Annotated in this window: 19 protein-coding genes; 10 read left to right on the top strand and 9 right to left on the bottom strand. The window is 59.3% G+C overall.

The features are described from left to right. The first annotated feature begins 181 nt into the window (after positions 1-181). From HEP89_RS02040 to HEP89_RS02025, 5 genes are all read left to right on the top strand, one after another. Positions 182-1,507, top strand: coding sequence for an FAD-binding oxidoreductase (locus tag HEP89_RS02040; protein WP_168691223.1), 1,326 nt, complete (start codon positions 182-184; stop codon positions 1,505-1,507). A 1-nt stretch (position 1,508) separates the two neighbouring features. Next, on the top strand, positions 1,509-2,831 hold the full coding sequence (locus HEP89_RS02035) for an FAD-binding oxidoreductase (protein ID WP_168691222.1): 1,323 nt from the start codon (positions 1,509-1,511) through the stop codon (positions 2,829-2,831). Positions 2,832-2,882: 51 nt separating this feature from the next. Beyond that, positions 2,883-3,515: a GNAT family N-acetyltransferase gene (locus HEP89_RS02030; protein ID WP_197923122.1), complete on the top strand. Its 633-nt coding sequence runs from the start codon at positions 2,883-2,885 to the stop codon at positions 3,513-3,515. Positions 3,516-3,584: 69 nt separating this feature from the next. Further along, on the top strand, positions 3,585-3,707 hold the full coding sequence (locus tag HEP89_RS29790) for a hypothetical protein (RefSeq protein ID WP_286201016.1): 123 nt from the start codon (positions 3,585-3,587) through the stop codon (positions 3,705-3,707). Between the two features lie 9 nt (positions 3,708-3,716). After that, positions 3,717-4,130 (top strand): ClbS/DfsB family four-helix bundle protein, encoded by a 414-nt coding sequence (locus HEP89_RS02025; protein WP_209014411.1) that lies wholly within the window; start codon positions 3,717-3,719, stop codon positions 4,128-4,130. On the opposite strand, the gene HEP89_RS02020 is transcribed toward HEP89_RS02025, so the two are convergent. From HEP89_RS02020 to HEP89_RS02000, 5 genes are all read right to left on the bottom strand, one after another. Then, on the bottom strand, positions 4,112-4,840 hold the full coding sequence (locus tag HEP89_RS02020; RefSeq protein WP_197923121.1) for a GNAT family N-acetyltransferase: 729 nt from the start codon (positions 4,838-4,840) through the stop codon (positions 4,112-4,114). The two genes, HEP89_RS02025 and HEP89_RS02020, sit on opposite strands and share 19 nt — an antisense overlap. Continuing rightward, positions 4,821-5,141 carry an antibiotic biosynthesis monooxygenase gene (locus HEP89_RS29785; protein WP_075281439.1) on the bottom strand — a complete coding sequence of 107 codons (321 nt, stop codon included), beginning with the start codon at positions 5,139-5,141 and terminating at the stop codon, positions 4,821-4,823. The genes HEP89_RS02020 and HEP89_RS29785 overlap by 20 nt, the downstream gene beginning before the upstream one ends. Continuing rightward, positions 5,138-5,668: a MarR family transcriptional regulator gene (locus tag HEP89_RS02010; protein ID WP_062490054.1), complete on the bottom strand. Its 531-nt coding sequence runs from the start codon at positions 5,666-5,668 to the stop codon at positions 5,138-5,140. The genes HEP89_RS29785 and HEP89_RS02010 overlap by 4 nt, the downstream gene beginning before the upstream one ends. 174 nt (positions 5,669-5,842) lie before the next feature. Further along, a complete protein-coding gene (locus HEP89_RS02005; protein ID WP_023001831.1) occupies positions 5,843-6,820 on the bottom strand; it encodes a J domain-containing protein in 978 nt (325 codons plus the stop codon). 197 nt (positions 6,821-7,017) lie between these two features. Next, on the bottom strand, positions 7,018-7,431 hold the full coding sequence (locus tag HEP89_RS02000; protein ID WP_077290634.1) for an RT0821/Lpp0805 family surface protein: 414 nt from the start codon (positions 7,429-7,431) through the stop codon (positions 7,018-7,020). A gap of 135 nt (positions 7,432-7,566) precedes the next feature. Here HEP89_RS02000 and pdxH point away from each other — a divergent pair, with 135 nt between their 5' ends. Further along, positions 7,567-8,202, top strand: a complete 636-nt coding sequence (gene pdxH, locus HEP89_RS01995; protein WP_031269667.1) for a pyridoxamine 5'-phosphate oxidase — start codon at positions 7,567-7,569, stop codon at positions 8,200-8,202. A gap of 43 nt (positions 8,203-8,245) precedes the next feature. On the opposite strand, the gene HEP89_RS01990 is transcribed toward pdxH, so the two are convergent. From HEP89_RS01990 to HEP89_RS01980, 3 genes are all read right to left on the bottom strand, one after another. Continuing rightward, positions 8,246-9,220 carry a magnesium transporter CorA family protein gene (locus HEP89_RS01990; RefSeq protein WP_055658081.1) on the bottom strand — a complete coding sequence of 325 codons (975 nt, stop codon included), beginning with the start codon at positions 9,218-9,220 and terminating at the stop codon, positions 8,246-8,248. 276 nt (positions 9,221-9,496) lie between these two features. Continuing rightward, positions 9,497-9,640, bottom strand: coding sequence for a hypothetical protein (locus HEP89_RS01985; protein ID WP_023001827.1), 144 nt, complete (start codon positions 9,638-9,640; stop codon positions 9,497-9,499). A 287-nt stretch (positions 9,641-9,927) separates the two neighbouring features. Beyond that, on the bottom strand, positions 9,928-10,365 hold the full coding sequence (locus HEP89_RS01980; protein ID WP_023001825.1) for a hypothetical protein: 438 nt from the start codon (positions 10,363-10,365) through the stop codon (positions 9,928-9,930). Between the two features lie 189 nt (positions 10,366-10,554). Between HEP89_RS01980 and HEP89_RS01975 the strand changes: the two genes are divergently transcribed. Next, positions 10,555-11,553, top strand: coding sequence for a DUF1499 domain-containing protein (locus HEP89_RS01975; RefSeq protein WP_077290633.1), 999 nt, complete (start codon positions 10,555-10,557; stop codon positions 11,551-11,553). Positions 11,554-11,565: 12 nt separating this feature from the next. On the opposite strand, the gene HEP89_RS01970 is transcribed toward HEP89_RS01975, so the two are convergent. Beyond that, positions 11,566-12,468: an MBL fold metallo-hydrolase gene (locus HEP89_RS01970; protein WP_077290632.1), complete on the bottom strand. Its 903-nt coding sequence runs from the start codon at positions 12,466-12,468 to the stop codon at positions 11,566-11,568. Positions 12,469-12,638: 170 nt separating this feature from the next. Here HEP89_RS01970 and HEP89_RS01965 point away from each other — a divergent pair, with 170 nt between their 5' ends. From HEP89_RS01965 to HEP89_RS01955, 3 genes are all read left to right on the top strand, one after another. Next, on the top strand, positions 12,639-13,124 hold the full coding sequence (locus tag HEP89_RS01965; protein WP_077290631.1) for an SRPBCC family protein: 486 nt from the start codon (positions 12,639-12,641) through the stop codon (positions 13,122-13,124). Positions 13,125-13,368: 244 nt separating this feature from the next. Next, positions 13,369-14,724: an ATP-binding protein gene (locus tag HEP89_RS01960; RefSeq protein WP_077290630.1), complete on the top strand. Its 1,356-nt coding sequence runs from the start codon at positions 13,369-13,371 to the stop codon at positions 14,722-14,724. A 203-nt stretch (positions 14,725-14,927) separates the two neighbouring features. After that, positions 14,928-15,878: a substrate-binding domain-containing protein gene (locus HEP89_RS01955; RefSeq protein WP_023001819.1), complete on the top strand. Its 951-nt coding sequence runs from the start codon at positions 14,928-14,930 to the stop codon at positions 15,876-15,878. Positions 15,879-15,938 lie beyond the last annotated feature (60 nt).

The raw sequence follows: 15,938 nt of genomic DNA, 5'->3' as shown, positions 1-15,938 counted from the left end.
CATCTGAGCCGAGCTGCCCGGGCTTGCTGACGTAGCGGGAGCCTCAAGAGCTTGCAAAATCAGGCAAAACTTGCCTGCCATCACCTGATTACACCTTGAAACTGGCTGCTGAACAAGGGAATGTGGCGTACCACTCCCGGCCACGGAAATTCATGTTGATAAGAGGAGCCTGGCTTCCGACATGCTGACTGCGCTTGATCTCCTGACAGCTAATGACACGCCAGGTCAACACCCACCTTCCTATTACGCTGCAACTGCCAACAGGCAAACGGCTCACCCGGTTCTCGATGGCTCACACACCTGCACGGTCTGCGTCATCGGTGGCGGTTATACGGGGCTATCGGCTGCATTGCATCTGGCTGAACGGGGTGTTGACGTCATCCTCCTGGAAGCCAACCGGATCGGGTGGGGCGCCTCGGGCCGCAATGGCGGCCAGGTCGGTTCCGGCCAGCGCATGGACCAGACGGTTCTGGAAGAACGCCATGGCAAGTCTCACGCCAGATTGCTGTGGGACCTTGCCGAGGATTCCAAGGTGCTGGTCAAGGACCTGATCATCAGGCACCAGATCGCCTGCGACTACACGCCGGGGATACTGCATGCCGATCACCGCAAGAGTTTTGTCGAGGAAAGCCGGGACTATGTCGAGCATCTCAGGCTCGTCTACGGCTATGAGGACATTCGCTTTGTCGGTCCGGATGAAATCGGCGAACAGGTCGGCAGTCCCCGGTATTACGGCGGCTCTCTGGACACGGGCGCAGGCCATCTGCATCCGCTCAATTTCGCACTGGGTCTCGGGCAGGCAGCCGAAGCGGCAGGGGCCAGGATTTTCGAGGAAACCAAGGTCACCGGCATTGACGGCCAGGGCACGGGACGGATCACCGTGAGGACGGGGCAGGGCGACGTTCGTGCAGAGCACGTCATTCTGGCGTGCAACGGTTATCTCGGCCGCCTTGACCGGCAGACCGCCGCGCACGTCATGCCGATCAACAATTTCATCGTCGCAACGGAGCCCTTTTCGGAAGACGAGGCGCAAAAGATCATCCGCAACAATGTCGCCGTGGCCGACAGCAAGTTCGTCATCAACTACTTCCGTCTGTCGGCAGACCGCCGGCTGCTTTTCGGTGGCGGTGAGAATTACGGCTATCGCTTTCCGGAAGACATCAAGGCCTTCGTGCGCGAACCGATGCTGGAAATCTTCCCCCAGCTCAGCGACGTGGCCATCGATTACGGCTGGGGCGGTACGCTGGCGATTACGCCCAAGCGCATGCCCTATTTCGCAAGGATTGCACCCAACATGCTGACCGCAGGTGGGTACTCCGGCCACGGGGTTGCCATGGCAACCCTTGGTGGTCAGGTGCTGGCGGAAGCCGTGACGGGAACTGCGGGTCGCTTCGACGTCTTTGAGAAACTGAACGTACCGGCTTTCCCCGGCGGTGACCGGCTCCGCTTCCCGCTTCTGGTACTTGCCATGACGTGGTTCTCTCTGCGGGACAGGCTCGGGTTCTGAGATGCCGCAGAGCCGTACAGAAGCGCGCCGGACGATCGGCAGTTACTGGGAAGCCAGCGTTCCGCAGGTCAAGCTGGACCGGCAGCTCATCGGCAACGCGCTTTTCGATGTTGCGATTATCGGCGCCGGGTTCGCCGGGCTGAGCGCAGCGCTACGGCTCGCGCAGGCAGGCGTTTCCGTGTGCGTTCTGGAAGCGGAACACGTTGGTTACGGCGCTTCGGGCCGCAACGGCGGATTTTGTTGCCTGGGTGGTACCAAACTCGATGAACGCCGCCTCATCAAGAAATTCGGCCTCGAGGAAGCGCGCCGTTTCGTTGCCTATCAGGTCGCGGGCGTCAATCTGGTTGCCCAGAGGCTCGACAGCTGGGGTGTTGACGCCGACCGCCATTCCAATGGGGAAATCTATCTTGCCCACCGGCGGAAGGATTACGCCGGCTTTCAGGCGGAAGCAGTGTTCCTGAAGGAGAACTTCGGCATCAAGGCCCGGGTGCTTTCCAAGACGGACCTGGACGCGGAAGGCTATGGCGGGCCAACATTCCACGGCGGACTGCAAGTACCCTACGGCTTTGCACTCAATCCGATGGCCTATGTCCAGGCTCTGGCGGATCAGGTGCGCCGAGCCGGCGGCAAGATCTTCGGCAAGTCGCCGGTGACTGGGATGACCCGGGACAATGACCGCTGGCAACTGGAGACCGAACACGGCTTCATTCGGGCCCGGAAGGTTGTCCTGGCGGGTAATGGTTATGCACGCGAGGATGCGCCCAAATGGCTGCACGGGCGTACACTGCCGGTCATGTCGTCAATCCTGGTGACCCGCCCCCTGAGCGAGGGTGAACTCGCCGCACAGGGCTGGACCTCCGACACCATGGCTGCCGACACTCGTAACCTTTTGCATTATTTCCGCCTGTTGCCCGACCGGCGGTTCCTGTTCGGAACGCGCGGCGGCATCTTCGAAAATGCCCAGTCGCTCGCGGCGATGTACAAGCGTGCAAGGTTGGATTTCGACGAGATGTTTCCTGCCTGGGCGGGCATTGAGGCCGAACACAGCTGGTATGGACATGTGTGCCTGGCGCGAAATCTGACCCCCTTCGTTGGGGAAGTGCCCGGTCTCGGCGGCGTCTATGCCGCAATGGGGTGGCACGGCAGCGGTATAGCAATGGCATCGATCTCGGGGGAGAAAGTCGCCGGTCTGATCCTGGGCAAACTTCAGCCGGAAGATCTGCCGGTTGCCCTGCGCCGGCCTTTTGCAAGGTTTCCCCTACCGTCACTGCGCAAACTCTATCTTCAGGGCGCTTACTGGTGGTACGGCTGGCAGGACAGGTAAACCGCAGATCTGCATTCGCCATGATCCGGGACCATTGAAGACAGAAATCGGATGCTTATGACTGATACCATGATCGTTCGGCAGGCCGAGCTTCGGGACCTGGAAGCCGTTTACGATATCTGCCTGAAAACCGGCCAGGCCGGGCGCGACGCGACGGATCTTTATTCTGACCCCGCATTGATCGGCCATATCTACGCAGGGCCCTATGTGGCTTTGAAAGGTCCCATCAGCTTTGTCGCTGAAGATGATCTCGGCGTATTCGGTTATGCCGTCGGCGTCAGCGATACACGGGCTTTCGAGCGCGAACTGGAGCGGGAATGGTGGCCGGCTTTGCGGGAACGTTACCCGGAACCGGTGCAGCAGGAAACCGAGCAGTCAGCAGATGATCAGCGGATCCGCACGATCCACAATCCGTCGCCCGTGCCACAGGCCGTCATCGATGAATATCCGGCGCATATTCACATGAACCTCTTGCCGCGTGCGCGCGGGAGGGGAGTTGGCACCAGGCTGCTGGACGCCTGGATTGCCGCTGCAAAACTGAAGGGTGTATCGGCTGTTCATGCCGGGGTGAGCGCAGCCAACGAAGCCGGGCTCGCTTTCTGGACAGCACGGGAGTTCCGTCCGGTTCTGACAGTCAGCAACAGCGGATCTCATGGCACCATCTGGTGCGGGCGAAGCTTGTAGTCGCCACGGGCCAACAAAGCTTTAGCTCCGCATAGTTCGCACTGAATGTTGTGGTCACGGGAGAGCGGAATGCCTGCAACCACGAAAACGGAATTGCTCGCCGCAAGCGAGAGCGAGTTTTCAAAGCTGCAAACGCTCCTCGATGACCTGCCCGCGATGCTGCGCCTTGAAAAGGATGCGGACGGCATATAGCCAAAGGATATCGTCGGTCACCGGGCCCACTGGATAGACCTGTTTCTGGGCTGGTACCGGGACGGCCAGGCCGGCAGGCCGGTCTGGTTTCCGGCCAAAGGCTACAAGTGGAACGAGACACCCAGATACAATGCCGACTTGCGGCAAAAGCAATCCGGTCTTTCCTGGCGATCGGTGCGATCCCTTCTGGAGGGAAACCACGCCGAACTGCTCGCCCTCGTGGAAAGTCTGGAGAATGGCGAACTCTACGGCGAACCGATGAAAGGCTCCAACAACAAGTGGACGACGGGACGCTGGGCGGAAGCCGCCGGTCCAAGCCATTACCGGTCGGCTTCGAAATATCTTCGCCAACGTCTCGCTCAGTTTCAGGAGGAAAGAGACCGGCGCAATTCCGATGTGAGGGATCAGTCCGGGTCGATCTGAGCCTTGCGTCTGACAACGGCTACGTTGACCTCCCGCCATATCTCGAAACCCAGCTTGCGGTAGAGGGCAATTGCTCCGTGATTGTCCGCGTAGGCGTGAAGGAACGGAATGTCGCCGCGGCTTCTGATGACTTCAGTCACATGAAGAGAGAGCTCGGATGCCAGGCCTCTGCCTCGGAAATCGGGATGAGTGCAGATCCCGCTGACTTCCGTATAGCCGTCGAGGTTGATCCTGCTACCCGCCATTGCAGCCAGACGGCCGTCCAGCCTGATGCCGAAGAAAGTGCCCAGCTCCGGCGTGCGAGCGGTGAACGGACCCGGTTTTGTAAGCGTTGCAAGCTCGACCATCTCCGGGACATCGGTTTCGTCCAGCTGCACGATTGAAGTCGATCGGGATGGGCCTGCTGACGGGGAAACTTCGACCATGAGAACACCCAGCGCGGTGATCTCTGCCTCAAGTTCATGGGGCAGGGCGATGTCGTCCGCCTGCAGTATGAAAGCCAGGTCGTCACCCGGTTGAATCAGTTCCGCCAGCGCGGCCAGAGCTTCGGGCGAGTTGTTCGCCGCTGCCGCAAAGGGGGAGATGGCCGGATCGAAACGGCGGGCAAGGTCGCCCCCCTGGCTGAATTGCGCATGCCGGGAAGTCAGGGCTGACCAGACAACCCGCTTCAGAAGGCTGTCCCGGCTCGGTTCATTCGTAACTGCGTGCATCTTCGAGCTCATAGTGTTGTGAAATCAGATCCCATCGCTTCAACACGTCCCGGGCGGCATCGGGCACATAACAGCGCTCGTAATCCGGGCCTTGAAACGCGATGATGTCGTCAAGCGAGCGGAAACTCATGATGGTGATGAACTCCACCTCGGTTTCCAGGTTCCTTCGAAGGACCTCGATGCCGAGATAGCCGGGAATGGCTTTCGCCTCGATGCCCGGAATGACCTGTGTCGTGAGAACATGGGCATAGGTGTCGGCCATGCCGGGGTCCGTCCAGCCATGCCAGATGCGCTTGATCATCGTTCAAGCTCTGGGGGCGTTTGCAGAGAGTTCCAGTCCTGCAACGGCCTGTCCTTGCAGCGGACGGAAAGCGGCCTCGTGCAAAGGGCATCCTCCAGACCTGCAAGCTGGTCAAGCAAAGGACCTTCCAGACTGTTGCAGGCATCGGCAACTGCCAGTGTGATCGCGGGCCAGAGCGTTTCTTTCAGATGGGCGACGAGGGCTACTCCCTTGTCGGTCAGGCCGATTGTCGTCACGCGACGGTCCTGTTGCGAGGCAACGGATTCAACCAGTCCATCCGACTTCATCTTGTTGATCGTTCTGGTAACGCCCGGTTGGCTCTGGCCAAGGGTCTTCGCCAGATCGCCGATACTCAGCGGGCCTTGCCGGTCAAGTGCGGCAAGAACGGGGTTGTGCGGCGTCGGCAGACTGGTGTCGGCAAGCTCGGCCGCAACGATCTGCGTTTGTGCCTGCAGCATTTCCCCGATCCGTTTCAGCCGGCTGCCCAGGGTGGCATAGCCAAGCGCGCGGACGACATCTTCGCTCATGGGTCACTCCATTTACATAACTTGATATATAACTAGTTATATAAATTCGCAAGACCTGGTGGGTGAAGAACTTGGAGACTGACCTAAGGCGGAGATGTGGAAGGTTGAAAAACCTCGCCCTACCAGTAGCACTGGCGGGGCGAGGTGATGGTCAACAGTTGACGAAGAAGCAGCCTAGTCGAATTCCGGTCCGCGTGCGCGGTACGGAGTGATTTCCTTCCAGGCCCGCATCAGCGTGTCCAACTCGTCGTCGCCGTGCGGCGGCATTACGATCTGCAGCTTGACCAGAAGGTCGCCATGACCACCGGTCTTGGTCGGAAGGCCTTTGCCCTTCAACCGCATGGACTTGCCGCTGGAGGCATTGGCCGGAATGGTCAGGTTGACGGCACCGGACAGGGTCGGCGTACGCACCTTTGCGCCCAGGACAGCTTCATAAAGTGTCAGAGGCAGGTCGAGGTGGAGGTCGGATCCCTTCACTTCGAAAAGCTTGTGAGGCTTGAAACGGATCTCGACCAGGGCGTCGCCTGCAGGGCCGCCGTTTTCCCCGGGGTGCCCCTGGCCCTTGAGCCGAATCTTTTCGCCTTCGACCACCCCCTTGGGCAGGGTAACATTCACCGTCTTGCCGCTTGGAAGCGTTACCTGGGTCTTGCCGGAGTTGACGATGTCCTCCAGCGAGGCGCGGGCGACGATTTCCGCATTGGCGCCTTTTGTCTTGGGCGGCGCCTTCGCACGGGCGCCTCCGCCGAAACCTGCGCCGGGTCCAGCGCCTGCACCTGCGCCGGCGCGTGCACGGCCACCACCGAAACTGCCGAAAATGTCGTTCAGAATATCGTCGAAACTGCCGCCGCCACCAGATGTCTTCTGGGTGCGTGCACCGCCGAAGTCTTCATATCCGGAAAAGCCGTCAAAACCATGCGCCTGATAGCGCTGCTTGCCCTCCGCATCGATTTCTCCGCGGTCGAACTTGGCACGTTTTTCCTTGTCGCCGACAATTTCATAGGCCTGATTTGCTTCGGAAAAACGCTGTGCGGCCGTCGGATCATCCTTGTTCTGATCCGGATGGTATTTTTTGGCCAGCTTCCGAAAGGCCTTCTTGATTTCGCTCTCGCTGGCAGATTTTGCCACCCCGAGAACGCTATAGGGATCACGCATTCGTCTCACCAGGTTCCTAAGATTTTCCGGCAGGCTGCCCCGCGCACTGCTCCGTTCGGCGAGCCGAACACAAGCGTGCAAGTTTAGCAGGTCATGCTTGACCGGACTTGTCCTCTATATCGGGATGGATAGGAAAAAATTCCAGACCCCGAATTCGTCTTGAGGACCTTCCGGTTTTAGCGGTTTTTTGACGGGGTTCAAGCTTCGGCGACAGTCAGGCTGGTGACCGCGAATTTTTGCGTGATGTCCCGGCAGGCCGTGCCGGAGTACAGCTTGATGCCGACGATGGTATTCGCCGTCGTCTGAAAGCCGAGACAGCCTGTCTCGCTGTAGGTGGAGGCATTGATGTTCGACAATGTGCCGGAATTGCCGCTGATCGCGTTGAGCCACGTCAGTGACAAGGCCTGCGTCGGCGTTCCGGCGGCAAGGTCCTGGCTGATAGTGTCGAGGTTCTGCGCGATCACAGACCGGTCGTCCTCGTTGATATCGGCATAGGCGACGTCGGATGCGGACGGAATGGAGCCGGTCAGGACTGTCGGGGAATCGATGTTGTTGCTGCCCACCGGAACGGACAACTGGCTACAGCCGCCAAGTGCGGTTGCAATGGCCATGCAAAGTGCGGCTAAGGGTTGGATCTTTATGTGCCCGGCAGTATATGAACGCATACGATACATTTTTCAGGCAGCCCCCCGGTCCGGCTTATTCGAGCCGCACTAAAGGCTGTCGTTTCCTTCGACAGGTTACCGATGACAGACCTTAAAGATCCCCCTGAAGAGTTAACAAAAGGTGACTTTACAGAGGTAGTGAAGCCATTTGAGCTTTTTGCAGAATGGCTTGAGGACGCCAGGGCTTCGGAGCCCAACGATCCCAACGCACTGGCGCTATCGACCGTCGACCCAGACGGCCTGCCGAATGTGCGGATGGTTCTGCTGAAGGACTTCGACGAACGCGGCTTTGTTTTTTACACAAATTTCGAAAGCGCCAAGGGGCAGGAGCTGCTCTCCGCCGGCAAGGCTGCCATGTGCTTCCACTGGAAGTCCTTGCGCCGGCAGGTTCGCATTCGTGGCCTTGTCGAACAGGTTTCGAACGAGGAAGCGGACGAGTACTACCGCTCCCGGCCGCGCGGCAGCCGGATCGGTGCCTGGGCGTCCAGGCAATCGCGGCCGCTGGAAAGCCGTTTCGCGCTGGAAAAGGAAGTGGCGAAATATACCGCCAAGTTCGGTATCGGCGACATTCCGCGGCCCGACCACTGGTCAGGCATGCGCCTGGTGCCGGTTTCCATCGAATTCTGGCACGACCGGCCGTTCCGGCTTCATGACCGCGTGCAGTTCACCCGAACTGGCGCGGATCAGCCATGGTCCAAGGCGCGCCTTTATCCGTAACGCGCCTGCGACAGGGGCTGAAAGTTTCAAGATGCCGGACCGGTTAAAGCAGGCGTTTCCAGCGGAAGAACAGGAACGTCAGCCCGACTGACGACACCATCAGGCCCAACGAGAACAGGAACCCGAGCTGCCAGTTCAGCTCGGGCATGTTGGCAAAGTTCATGCCGTAGATCGATGCGATCAAGGTCGGTGGCAGGAAGATCACGCTGACGACCGTAAAGATCTTCGAGATCTGGTTCTGCTCCAGCGTGACAAGGCCGACCGTTGCGTCCAGCAGGAAGGACAGCTTGTTGTCCAGTGCGTCGCCGTGTTCCTTGATGGAATGGATGTCCCTGCCGAACATCTTGCAGTCGGCTTCCTGCTCTTCGTTCAGGTTCAGACGTTTGGCATGTGTGCTGAGGTAAAGCATCATCCGCGACAGGCTGGTGCAGACATCGTGCATCTTGGACACATGCAGTCCGATCTGCCCCAGTTGCTTGATGGCGATCTGATAGCTTGCGGTCTTGCGCATGTTGAGGCCGTCGCCGAACACCTGCACTGCCAGTTTGTCATACCGTGCTGACGCGCTTTCCATTTCATCGGCACACCGGTCGACGATGATGTCGAGCATCGTGAAGAGAACAGCCGGCCCCTTGTGGGCGATAGTCGAATCAGCCTGAACCTTGCGCGACAGAAGGGCGATGGATTTCGGTTCGCCATAGCGCACAGTCACCAGCCGCTTGGCATTGACGACAAATGTGACAGACGAAAGCGCCGGGTCGATCATCTGCGTGGCGATCGGAAGCTGCGCGGTCATCACCACGGCGCCGGGTTCCAGGTAAAGGCGTTCGGAGGTTTCGATGGAGGCGATCTCGTCCCGTGTCGGGATTTCCGCGCCCATCAGCTTTTCTGCTGCCTTTTGCTCTTCCTGCGTCGGGGCGATCAGGTCGATCCATACAGACGTGGTCGGAAGGGGGGCGCCGGAGGCAAGCTCAAGACGCTCCAGACCTTTGACGGTCGGGCAGTAGGCAATGATCATGCAGGCAATCTCCGCCGAAGGACACGGAGCGTGCCCTGTTCGGCGGCAGTTTGCCCAACAGATCGGAAGACGGCAACCGTCTGAAGAAAGTGATTTTGCGGCACCCCGGCGGGGCTTGGCCGCTTCAGGATGGCGGACATTCAATCGTCACCGATTGTATGTCCGAACGCTATCCTGGACCGGTCACGCCGGCCGTCAAACAGCGTCTCGAAACAACATGGCAAGCTGGCCGTCACCAGCGGCTTGCCGCGTCTTCGGACGCTATAGCGCAGCGGCTCAGTTCTTCTTTTTGGCCACCGTGCCCGAATTCTTGCAAAGGGCAGCTGCATTGAGGGCTGCGATGCCGACGGGCTTGTAGAGGTTCACCAGTTTCGCATCGGCGCTTTGCTTCGGGGCAGGGCGGGCAGATTGCTCAGACATTTGTCTCGTCCGTTGTCTTTTCCAGTGCCCGCTCTCTGGGTTAAAGTTTACTTGGCTCGCGGGCGGTGTGCATGTCGTATCCAATTGCGGCAAACGGAAGGCAGAAAACACGCCTTTCAGCCGGTTTTCGCAATGAATGTGAAAAAGCATGCGCTTATTGGCGGAAATCGGCCAGTCAAAAACAATAACAAGATGTAACGAATCCCGGCCGGATTTGAAGTAATACAGTAAGGATTTATTTACGAATTAGGCCTGCCAGTCATTTGAGCAAGTATATGACTGCCCATTCATATGAAATAGCTTCTGTGATTCCGTAGTGGAGAGCCCCGCAAGGCACTGCAGAATCCTAGCAGCGATCGCGCGTAGCTGAGCAGTACCGTCGTGGCACAAAGGCCCAGTCCGGCCAGCATCAATGCAGAAGAGATCGAAGCTCCCAGAAGGATCATCAGGCCTCCTGTGCCGAGGCCTATGACCAAGAGGGCAATGGTTGTCCGCAGGTAATGATAGTGGGCTTGCAGCCAGCGTCCGCCCGGTTCGGCATAGAGGATCGCAAATGCCAGGGCGATGGGCGACAGGAGTATCGTCAGAACCAGCAGGTGGCACAGGCAGATATTGGCAGAGCCTGGCCGAAACAAGCCAAATGGTGAAAACGCCTTTTGTTTTCCGTCACCGGCAGCGCGGTGTTCCTGTTCGCTCGCCGTATGACGGGACCGCAATCCGGTCATGCCTTACCCCGATTTGCAACTGTATTTCCGGCGTGTCTTGCTTGCACGTTTATCGTTTGCCCAGAAGGAATGTATGATGTGTTCGCTGTCGAAGTGAAGTTCATTTTTGACAAATTGGCTGTAAACGAAGAAACAATCAGGTGGACACCTTGCCGCGCCGATGCGGCAAGCCAGGCGAGATAGGATCTCATGAAGCGCTACGCCGTCTATAAAACAGCTTCGGCACCGGCCAGTCGCACGACCGGCTCCGTGGCGCTGGCGCTTGCGGCAATTGCTTTTCTGGCAAAGCGGTTCGGCCTGATCGACGCGGATGTGTTTGTCCTGTCTCTGATTGCAGCGGCTACGATTGCGCTCGCTGCCATCCTGCTTGCCCTGTTCGGCTTCCACCGGATCTGGACTTATGGCGGACCCGGCGTGCCGGCGGCGCTCACAGGTTTGTTCCTGGGGCTGCTGGCGCTTGCGACGCCCGTGCTTGTGGTCGGAATGCTGGTCATGCACGCGGGAGCGAGCGACCTGGCCACCAACCGAGCCGATCCACCCGAACTTGAAACAAATGTGGCTTCAAGCGAACAACCTTTTCTCGACTGGCTGAACATCGCGCTTGTTGAAGACGTCTGGCCGGCCGTTGCCGCTTATACGGGTGCCGCGCCGGGCATGACTGCTATGGCCAATTCGGCGGAAGACCGTCTTTACCCCGATATCGTTCCGCGCCGATACCGCATTTCTATCGCTCAACTGCATGCGGCGAGTGTCAAGGCGCTTGAAGGTCTGAACTGGCAGGTCGTTGATGAATTGCCGCCCGATCTCCTCGATGCACCGACCTATCTGCAGGCTGAGGGCACTTCGCAGATCCTGGGATTGAAACACGATATCGTACTGCGCGTCCGGCCGGATTCGGTGGGGGCCCTGCTTGACGTTCGTTCGCGTTCGCGCACACCGCTGAAGGACCTGACCGACAATGCGGACCGCATCCGTCTTGTCTTCAGCGAGATCGACCGTGTGCTTCTGGAAACATACGGCGATCTGGCGCGGCTTTCGGTCGACGAGACAGAGCTGGAAGAAGACCTGCCGGCCGAACCGGTTGAAGACTTGCGCGAAACCATTCCGTTGCCGAGCTTCAAACCCTATTTCGAGGACGAGGATGCGCCGGTTGCCGAAGGTCTGGATGCGGTCGATCTGGAAGGCTGATCGCTTGCAGGCTCAGCCGGTGAGGCGATAGCGGGCGGCAAGAGACAGCTCCGGACTGGCCTCGACGCGGCCTCTGTCCGCAAGGTCCTCCAGGTGCGCGAATACGGACAGACCTGCTGCCGGGTGCAACGCCGGATCAACCGCTGCATAGAGCACCGATACGATTTCCGGAATCGATCTTTCGCCTTTTGCCAGTTCATGAAGGATAGAGGCTTCCCGGTCGTGCCTGTGCCGCTTCAGGTCGCGGACGTAGTCGATGGCATTGCGAACAATACCGCCGTGTCCGGGTAGATAGACGGTTTCGGAACGGGCCAGCAGTTTGTCGATCGAGGCCATGTAGTCCCGCATGCTGCCGTCGGGTGGGGCGACGACCGATGTTGACCAGCCCATGACGTGATCGGCGGACAGCAGAACCGGTTCCCCGGCAAGAGCAAAACACAGATGGTTGGACGTGTGGCCGGGCGTGGCGACGGCTTCAAGCGAAATGCCTGCGGCCTCGAACATCTCGCCGTCTTCCAGCAACCTGTCGGGCGCGTAGTCCTTGTCGCCGCTGGCGTCGAGTGGATTGACCTCGTTTTCAAGAAGCGCTCGTGCCGGCCGGTGCGGCCCGCACCCGATGATCTCGGCACCGGTTCTTTCTTTCAACAGCCGTGCGCCCGGCGAATGATCCACATGCGTGTGGGTGATCAGGATCGCCTCGATGACTGCGCCTTGTGCAGCCTTCAAGATGGTGTCGACCTGGCCTTCCAGGGCAGGCCCGGGGTCAACGCAGATCAGCCGACTGGTCCCCAGCAGATAGCTGTTGGTGCCATGAAAGGTGAAAGGCCCCGGGTTGTTTACCGTTAGCCGGCGCACGCCCGGCATCAGCTCGACGGCAGTTCCATATTGCGGATCGAACGTGCGATCGTGCTTCATGATGTCTCCAGTTGGTTCCGCCAGGGGCGACAGTTTCGGCAGGTTCTGCCTCGGTCTTTACGTCATGTATCTGACGTTTGAATCGGCTAGGGAAGCGGTACTTTGCCAAGCCGGGTCCAAATGTGAAACAGTGCGTTTTGGGTTGGAAAGAACGAATTTGACGGAAAATCATGACACATGACACCGAGTGCCGGGTTGAAGGCATGTTGAATCTGCCGCGGAGCCAGGCGTTTTCACTGTTTGTCGACCGGCTTGATCTGTGGTGGACATCGCCTTTCAAGGATGCGGGCGACGGCAAGGTTCAGGCGGGTATCGATCCCTACGCGGGTGGTAGCTGTTATGAGATCGACAGTGAAGGCCAGCACAGGGTCTGGGGAACCGTCCTCTCGCTGGAACCGCCGCTTTACATTCGTCTGGCCTGGCAGGTCAGCCGGGATGGCGAGGAAGTTGCGGATCCTGCGACGGCAAGCCGTGTCATGGTGAACTTCCGCGAGGCCGGGGACAGCACGCGCCTTGAAATCGTTCACAGTGAGTTTCTGAGACATGGCGAAGCGGGAGCGGAATATCTGGAACGCATGCGCCAGCCTGATGGCTGGCCGCGTATTCTGGACAACCTGAAATCCGCCGCCAGACATCCCTTGCCTCAAAATCGGTGATTGGTGCGGGTATTTAGCGCCGGTTCGGAAGTTTCGGTTCACCTGACGCGAACAGCGTTGGTGGGTCGGAGCCCATTTTCAGGGGTGTATTTGATTGTCGCTTGGCTGACATGCTTTCCGTGTTAGGGGAGTGGTCCGATGCTGCCCCGATCTCCCTATTCCGGCCTTGCACATTTACTGAGACGTCGAAATAGTGTCTGCACTCGGGACACCTAACCGCTGAAACGAATTCGCTCGACCGTCCATGACCCAACCGCCTTCGCCAATCGAAGAACCTGCTGAAGACCGGCAGGCCGCATCGCCGCTGACCCGACTTGGCGAAGCCCGCTGGATTCTGCTGTTCGCGTTTGCTGCAGCCGCAGGCGCGGTCATCGTCCATGAAGTGCCGTTGACGACGGCGCTGCTCGCCATGGCGGCAATTGTTGTTGTGGCCTGTTTCGTGCCGCGCAAGTCTTCGAGCCGCAGGGTCAAGCTGAATGCCCAGCGGGAAATCCGCAGGATGTGGCCGGGTACGGGCATGAAGGTCACTGTTGATGCGTTGCCGACACCCTGCTTCGTTGCCGACGGGCGGGGCATCACCCGCTATGTCAACAAGCAGGCGCTGTCGATTTACGAAGGCGTGAAACCGGGGGATCCTCTGTCCTTCTCGCTCCGGGCTCCTTCGCTGCTGGAAGCGTTCGACCGTGTCTGCACAACGGGTGAGGCCGAGAAGATCAGCTGGATCGAGAAGGTGCCGACCGAAACCTGGTACGAGGCTCATATCTCGCCGATCTACATGCCCGGAAGCGCAGGCCTGGAAAAGATGCCGAGCTTGCCGGACTTCATTCTGGTGGTCATTCAGGACCTGACAGAAAATCGCCGGCTTGAACGCATGCGCACGGATTTCGTCGCCAATGCCAGCCATGAACTGCGCACGCCTCTGGCCTCGCTCACCGGATTTATCGAGACCTTGCAAGGTCCTGCGCGCAACGATCCGGAGGCGAGAGACAGGTTTCTGTCGATCATGCTGGACCAGGCGGGGCGTATGCGCCGGTTGATCGACGATATCCTGTCGCTGTCGCGGATCGAGCTGAAGGCGCACGTCCGGCCCGCAAATGCTGTCGATCTGTCAGAAATCGTCCGGCATACGACCGATGCGCTGTCTCCACTGGCCTCCGACATGGGCGTCGAGATCCGGCTTCAGCTCCCGGACACTCCCGTGCGGATCAGGGGCGACAGGGACGAGCTCATCCAGGTGACGGAAAACCTGATCGAGAACGCGCTGAAATACGGCCATGACGGCAAGTTCGTCGACGTCGGTCTTGAAAGACCGCAGGCGCCGCAGGATGCACTGACCTGGCAACTTTCGGTACGCGACTACGGCGAGGGCATCCCGCGTGAGCATCTGCCGCGCCTGACGGAGAGGTTCTACCGGGTCGATGTCGAATCGAGCCGGGCGATGAAGGGGACGGGCCTCGGGCTTGCCATCGTGAAGCACATCCTGACACGCCACAGGGGCCGGCTGGAGGTGGAAAGCGAGCCGGGGCAGGGGGCGACGTTCAAGGTCAGTTTGCCTGCCATGGAGAACGTTGAAGGTCTGCCCGAGAAGATCTCCGCCTGATGCCGGATTGGCGACTGTCGTATTCCTGAGACGCGAGACTGCTAGAGACTTGCCACTGCAAGATCGGAAAAGTCTTTTGTGACCGGTCAGGCGATCCGCCGGAAGGAAGGCCTGTCTTGCCGGATCGCGCCAGCATTTTGTCCAGGAGTTTTAACGTGCCGATGTATTTTTCAGCCCGCGCTGTGTTGTGTGGCGTTTTTTGTTTGGCATCCCTGACCGCCGAAGCCCGTGACCGGTTGCTTATCGTCGGCTCGTCAACGGTATTTCCGTTTGCGACCGCGGTCGCAGAAGCAGTCGGCAGCAACGGCGTAAAGTTCCCGATTGTCGAATCCACGGGCTCAGGCGCCGGTTTCAACCTGTTCTGCAAGGGCGTTGGTGAACACACGCCGGACATCACCAATGCATCCAGGCGCATGAAGCCTTCGGAACTGGACACCTGTCTCGCAAACGGCGTCACGCCGGTCGAAGTGGAAATCGGTTATGACGGCATCGTGCTGGCCAATTCGCGCAATGGCCCGAAATTCACCCTGACCGTGGAGCAGATTTTCGAGGCGCTGGCCGAGAAACTTCCGAAGGACGGACAGCTTGTCGACAACGGCAACCTCGCCTGGTCTGACATTGATGCGGACTTGCCGAATGAGGAAATCGAGGTGCTTGGACCGCCTCCGACCTCCGGCACCCGTGATGCGTTCGAGGAACTTGTCATGGAAGAAGGCTGCAAGTCGGTCAAGGATCTGGAAAAGGACGGTTGCACCCGCATTCGCCGGGACGGCAGCTTTGTCGAAGCGGGCGAGAACGACGACCTGATTGTCGGTGCTCTGGAGGCCAATCCCGTGACGGTCGGCATCTTCGGCTATTCCTTCCTGATGCAGAACCGGGACAAGATCCAGAGCGTTGGCGTCAACGGGGTCGAGCCGACGTTCGAAAAGATTGCCTCCGGGGAATACCCGGTGTCCCGCCCGCTGTTTTTCTACATCAAGAAGGAACATGTCGGCCTTATTCCTGGCATGGAGGAGTATGTGGCTGCCTTTACCAGCGAAGAGGCCTGGGGCGACGATGGGTATCTGGCGAGCAAGGGACTGATTCCCCTGTCTGCCGAAAAACGCAGGCAAGAGGCGACCGACGCAATGGCGTTGCCGGCCTTGCAACTCTGATCGAGCCGAACCGGGCAATGCAAAACCCCATTCGGCCGCTGCGGCAGGTGCCTGAAAGCT

This window comes from Labrenzia sp. 5N, assembly GCF_012395805.1.
Taxonomy (GTDB): Bacteria; Pseudomonadota; Alphaproteobacteria; order Rhizobiales; family Stappiaceae; genus Roseibium; species Roseibium algicola.
This window is presented reverse-complemented; position numbering and strand designations above follow the sequence as displayed.

Bases quoted from the DNA above. Each gene is read 5' to 3' on its own strand.
- HEP89_RS01990 (WP_055658081.1), bottom strand. From the start codon at position 9,220: ATGATCATTGCCTACTGCCCGACCGTCAAAGGTCTGGAGCGTCTTGAG.
- HEP89_RS02000 (WP_077290634.1), bottom strand. From the start codon at position 7,431: ATGGCCATTGCAACCGCACTTGGCGGCTGTAGCCAGTTGTCCGTTCCG.
- HEP89_RS01985 (WP_023001827.1), bottom strand. From the start codon at position 9,640: ATGTCTGAGCAATCTGCCCGCCCTGCCCCGAAGCAAAGCGCCGATGCG.
- HEP89_RS02005 (WP_023001831.1), bottom strand. From the start codon at position 6,820: ATGCGTGATCCCTATAGCGTTCTCGGGGTGGCAAAATCTGCCAGCGAG.
- HEP89_RS29790 (WP_286201016.1), top strand. From the start codon at position 3,585: ATGCCTGCAACCACGAAAACGGAATTGCTCGCCGCAAGCGAGAGCGAG.
- HEP89_RS02030 (WP_197923122.1), top strand. From the start codon at position 2,883: ATGCTTATGACTGATACCATGATCGTTCGGCAGGCCGAGCTTCGGGAC.
- HEP89_RS29785 (WP_075281439.1), bottom strand. From the start codon at position 5,141: ATGATCAAGCGCATCTGGCATGGCTGGACGGACCCCGGCATGGCCGAC.
- HEP89_RS01975 (WP_077290633.1), top strand. From the start codon at position 10,555: ATGAAGCGCTACGCCGTCTATAAAACAGCTTCGGCACCGGCCAGTCGC.
- HEP89_RS02040 (WP_168691223.1), top strand. From the start codon at position 182: ATGCTGACTGCGCTTGATCTCCTGACAGCTAATGACACGCCAGGTCAA.
- HEP89_RS02010 (WP_062490054.1), bottom strand. From the start codon at position 5,668: ATGAGCGAAGATGTCGTCCGCGCGCTTGGCTATGCCACCCTGGGCAGC.
- pdxH (WP_031269667.1), top strand. From the start codon at position 7,567: ATGACAGACCTTAAAGATCCCCCTGAAGAGTTAACAAAAGGTGACTTT.
- HEP89_RS02035 (WP_168691222.1), top strand. From the start codon at position 1,509: ATGCCGCAGAGCCGTACAGAAGCGCGCCGGACGATCGGCAGTTACTGG.
- HEP89_RS01980 (WP_023001825.1), bottom strand. From the start codon at position 10,365: ATGACCGGATTGCGGTCCCGTCATACGGCGAGCGAACAGGAACACCGC.
- HEP89_RS01965 (WP_077290631.1), top strand. From the start codon at position 12,639: ATGACACATGACACCGAGTGCCGGGTTGAAGGCATGTTGAATCTGCCG.
- HEP89_RS01960 (WP_077290630.1), top strand. From the start codon at position 13,369: ATGACCCAACCGCCTTCGCCAATCGAAGAACCTGCTGAAGACCGGCAG.
- HEP89_RS02020 (WP_197923121.1), bottom strand. From the start codon at position 4,840: ATGCACGCAGTTACGAATGAACCGAGCCGGGACAGCCTTCTGAAGCGG.
- HEP89_RS01970 (WP_077290632.1), bottom strand. From the start codon at position 12,468: ATGAAGCACGATCGCACGTTCGATCCGCAATATGGAACTGCCGTCGAG.